General features: G+C 47.6%; 3 protein-coding genes and 2 pseudogenes. 1 reads left to right on the plus strand and 4 read right to left on the minus strand.

Annotated features, from left to right (window positions below):
• The 3 genes and pseudogenes from ACTHTQ_RS11175 to ACTHTQ_RS11185 form a co-directional block, all read right to left on the minus strand.
• Nucleotides 1-126, minus strand: a pseudogene (locus ACTHTQ_RS11175) (helix-turn-helix domain-containing protein); the annotation flags it as partial.
• A gap of 37 nt (nt 127-163) precedes the next feature.
• Nucleotides 164-1,333 carry a lipopolysaccharide assembly protein LapB gene (lapB, locus tag ACTHTQ_RS11180; RefSeq protein ID WP_440363959.1) on the minus strand — a complete coding sequence of 390 codons (1,170 nt, stop codon included), beginning with the start codon at nt 1,331-1,333 and terminating at the stop codon, nt 164-166.
• A gap of 25 nt (nt 1,334-1,358) precedes the next feature.
• Complete coding sequence (locus tag ACTHTQ_RS11185; RefSeq protein WP_070632924.1) at nt 1,359-1,682, minus strand: LapA family protein; 324 nt, start codon at nt 1,680-1,682, stop codon at nt 1,359-1,361.
• Between the two features lie 215 nt (nt 1,683-1,897).
• Between ACTHTQ_RS11185 and ilvE the strand changes: the two genes are divergently transcribed.
• On the plus strand, nt 1,898-2,896 hold the full coding sequence (gene ilvE / locus ACTHTQ_RS11190; RefSeq protein WP_440363960.1) for a branched-chain-amino-acid transaminase: 999 nt from the start codon (nt 1,898-1,900) through the stop codon (nt 2,894-2,896).
• Nucleotides 2,897-3,382: 486 nt separating this feature from the next.
• Here the strand turns inward: ilvE and ACTHTQ_RS11195 are convergent.
• A pseudogene (locus tag ACTHTQ_RS11195) lies at nt 3,383-3,513 on the minus strand (IS481 family transposase); the annotation flags it as partial.

A 3,513-nucleotide genomic window follows, 5' to 3' on the forward strand; every position in this document is an offset into this window, starting at 1 on the left:
CTGTTGGCTGCGTATATGCAGGTAGTGGAGTACGGCTTGGTATTTGAAGTGTAATGTATATTTGCTCATAAAAAAACTGCACCTTGTGAGTTGGAGGGGATGTCCAACTTTTGGGGTGCAGTTCAAAGATTTCAGACGGCCTTTTTTGATGCTTAACGCTTTATTAAATCTCGATTTTATTCGGCGTAAAGGTTTGCCATTTGTTGCAGGCAGGGCAGTGCCAGAAGAAGACTTGGGATTTGAAGTGGCAGTTGCGGCAGCGGTACATAACGCTTTTTTGCAGCTGGCGGCCGATAATGGAACGAATCATATCGGTATCGGCTTTCCACTCCGGATTCATACTGCTGAGTTTCAAGCCAAGCAGGCGGTACACGCCGTTGAGGTCGGGTTTTTGGCGGACGAGTTCGACAGCGATTTGCGCCGCTTCTGTTTCGCCTTTGAGCAGCAGGGCCTTCTCGTAGATGACGTTGATCAGGTCAAGATCGGGGAAGGTTTGCATATAGCCGATGAGGCGGTTGAGGCCTTCTTCCTGTTTGCCTTGAGCGGCATAGGCTTCATAGAGTTTCTCGCCGACCATGCTCAAATAGGCGTGGTTTTGCTGCTCGATGGCGGAATACGCTTCCACTGCGGCAGGGAAGTTGCCCTGACGGTATTCAATGTCGCCGAGAATGATGTTGGCGCGCGTACATTTTTTGTTGGCTTCGAGTGCTTTGCCGATGTTGTAGCGTGCGGTGTCGAAGTTGGATTTGAACAGCGCGGCTTGGGCGATTTCGCAATAAAACTGGGCGATTTCAAACTGGTAGGTTTGTTCGTCATGGCTCAAGAGCTGCGCCATTTCGATGGCTTTTTCCCAGTCGCGGTCTTGTTGGTAGATACTCAAAAGGTGTTGGCGGGCTTCGCGTGCCATATCGCCTTCCCGCAAACCGAGGAAGATTTGTTCGGCACGGTCTACCAAGCCTGCGCTTTGGTAGTTTTGCGCCAATTCAAAAAGCACGCGCGCGCGTTTTTCGTTGACTGTGTCGGGCGAATCGAGCAGGGCGCGGTGCATATTGATGGCTTTGTCGTTTTCGCCGCGTTGGCGGTAGAGTTTGCCCAGGGTCAGGTTCAGGTCGTATGACTGCGGCTGTTGGTCGATCACTTCCGCCAATTCGCGCGCGGCGCGACCGCTGTTGCGGTCAACGAGGGCGTCAAGGCTTTTGTAAAAGCCTGCCGGTATGCTTTTGGCCTGTTTCAGGACGGTCTTCATATCGACACGCGCGGCAAACCAGCCCATAGCGAAGAAAACAGGGAGGAGGACGATGGGCAGTAAGATGACCCACAATTCGTTGTCCATGGTATTCCTTTATTGGTTGGTGGCGTTACGCTTTGGGAGTGGCTTCGGAAGTTGTTGCCGGTGTTTCGGTTTTGACCGGAGTCAGGTCTTTTTCGGAAAGGTGGGCGTGTTTTTTCACTTCGGCGCGCAGGCGGTTGTTTTCGCTACGCAGGGACAGCAGACGGCCGAAGAGGGCAAACATACCGAACACGATACCGATAATAAATGCACTGAAAAGCACGACAATCAGCGGCAGATTGATGTTTTGGCCGGGCAGGTAGAAGAAGGATACAGTGTGGGTATTGGTGATGGCCAGCAGGAGGAAAACAAGGAGAATCAGGATTTTGATGATGGTATAGATGAGTTTCATGGGTTGCTCCGGGTTGGCTGCGGTTGGGGCAGGCCGTCTGAAAAATGGTATCAGTTTAAACGATTTGCCGGATTTCGGATAGGACGGCATGTTTCAGACGGCAAGGGGGACGGTGTTTTTATGCTGACGGGTACTTGTCAAACCTATATTGAAAGGCGTATTGTTCAGTCTTTAATTAATTTATTTTGCACATCAGAATAAGAAAGGCAATCATCATGAGCAGACCAGTTCCAGCCGTATTCGGCAGCGTTTTTCACGCTGAAATGCCCGTTATCGCTTATCGTGAAGGTAAATGGCAGCCGGTAGAATGGCAATCTTCCAAAGACCTGACAATCGCCCCCGGCGCGCATGCCTTGCATTACGGCAGCGAATGTTTTGAGGGCTTGAAGGCATTCCGTCAGGCAAACGGCAAAATCGTGATGTTCCGCCCGACTGCCAATATCGCGCGCATGCAGCAAAGTGCGGATATTTTGCACCTGCCGCGCCCTGAAACTGAGGCTTATTTGGATGCTTTGATTGAATTGGTCAAACGCTCTGCCGAAGAAATTCCTGATGCGCCAGCAGCGTTGTACCTGCGTCCGACTTTGATCGGTACCGATCCTGTGATCGGTAAAGCCGGCTCTCCTTCTGAAACTGCTTTGCTGTACATTCTGGCTTCTCCTGTCGGCGACTATTTCAAAGCTGGTTCGCCCGTTAAAATCTTGGTGGAAACCGAACATATCCGTTGCGCCCCACATATGGGTCGTGTGAAATGCGGTGGCAACTACGCTTCCGCCATGCCTTGGGTATTGAAAGCCAAAGCAGAGTACGGTGCAAACCAAGTATTGTTCTGCCCGAATGGCGATGTTCAGGAAACCGGTGCGTCTAACTTCATCTTGATTAACGGCGATGAAATCATTACCAAACCGTTGACAGACGAATTCCTGCACGGCGTTACCCGCGATTCCGTACTGACAGTTGCCAAAGATTTGGGCTACATCGTTACCGAACGCAACTTTACCGTCGATGAGCTGAAAGCAGCTGTAGAAAATGGTGCCGAGGCAATTCTGACCGGTACGGCTGCGGTCATTTCTCCGGTAACTTCTTTCGTGATTGATGGCAAAGAAATCGAAGTGAAGAGCCAAGAGCGCGGTTACGCAATCCGTAAGGCGATTACCGACATTCAATACGGTTTAGCAGAAGACAAACACGGCTGGTTGGTCGAAGTTTGTTAAATAGAACGCATGTAATAAAAAAAGGCCGTCTGAAATATTTTTTCAGACGGCCTTTTTTTATTGGTTTTTAGATGGAGAAAGCAATAATAAAATACTAAATTTTGCAAACAAACGGTAGCATTTTAAGATAATCGGTATATAATGCGCAATTATGTTGTAAAAATACACATTGAAAATATCGAATTTTATTGATTTTTCTATGAACTTAAAAACATTTATAGATATTTATTTTGTATATTTTGTAAATTTATTTAAATGGGGAATGCTAAAGACATACTGTGTTAGAATCTCCCTCCTTTTTAGCTTCGCGAGATTAACTCTGTCACGCCAAAAAGGAAAACAATACAAGATAAAACCATTTTTATTTTGCTATAAAAATCAAAAATAACTTAACTTTGGATGAACTAATCAATTAAAAAGGGACTCTGATACATTTCCGTCAAAAATAACCGAATACATGGTACGCGGACAGATTGCCTATAAAAGTCATCTGTAGGAAAACGTTGCGTTGTTTACACCACAGGTTGAGAATGAAGCCTGCAAGACCTCAAACGGCGTATCGCCGTTCAAACTGCGGTGCGGCTTCACAGTGTTATAGAAATTAACAAAGCGGCACA

The organism is Neisseria sp. P0020.S003, assembly GCF_051957095.1.
In the GTDB taxonomy this organism is placed as follows: domain Bacteria; phylum Pseudomonadota; class Gammaproteobacteria; order Burkholderiales; family Neisseriaceae; genus Neisseria; species Neisseria subflava.

Excerpts from the sequence above, each read along its gene's own strand:
- ilvE (WP_440363960.1), top strand. The coding sequence starts at position 1,898 with ATGAGCAGACCAGTTCCAGCCGTATTCGGCAGCGTTTTTCACGCTGAA.
- ACTHTQ_RS11185 (WP_070632924.1), bottom strand. The coding sequence starts at position 1,682 with ATGAAACTCATCTATACCATCATCAAAATCCTGATTCTCCTTGTTTTC.
- lapB (WP_440363959.1), bottom strand. The coding sequence starts at position 1,333 with ATGGACAACGAATTGTGGGTCATCTTACTGCCCATCGTCCTCCTCCCT.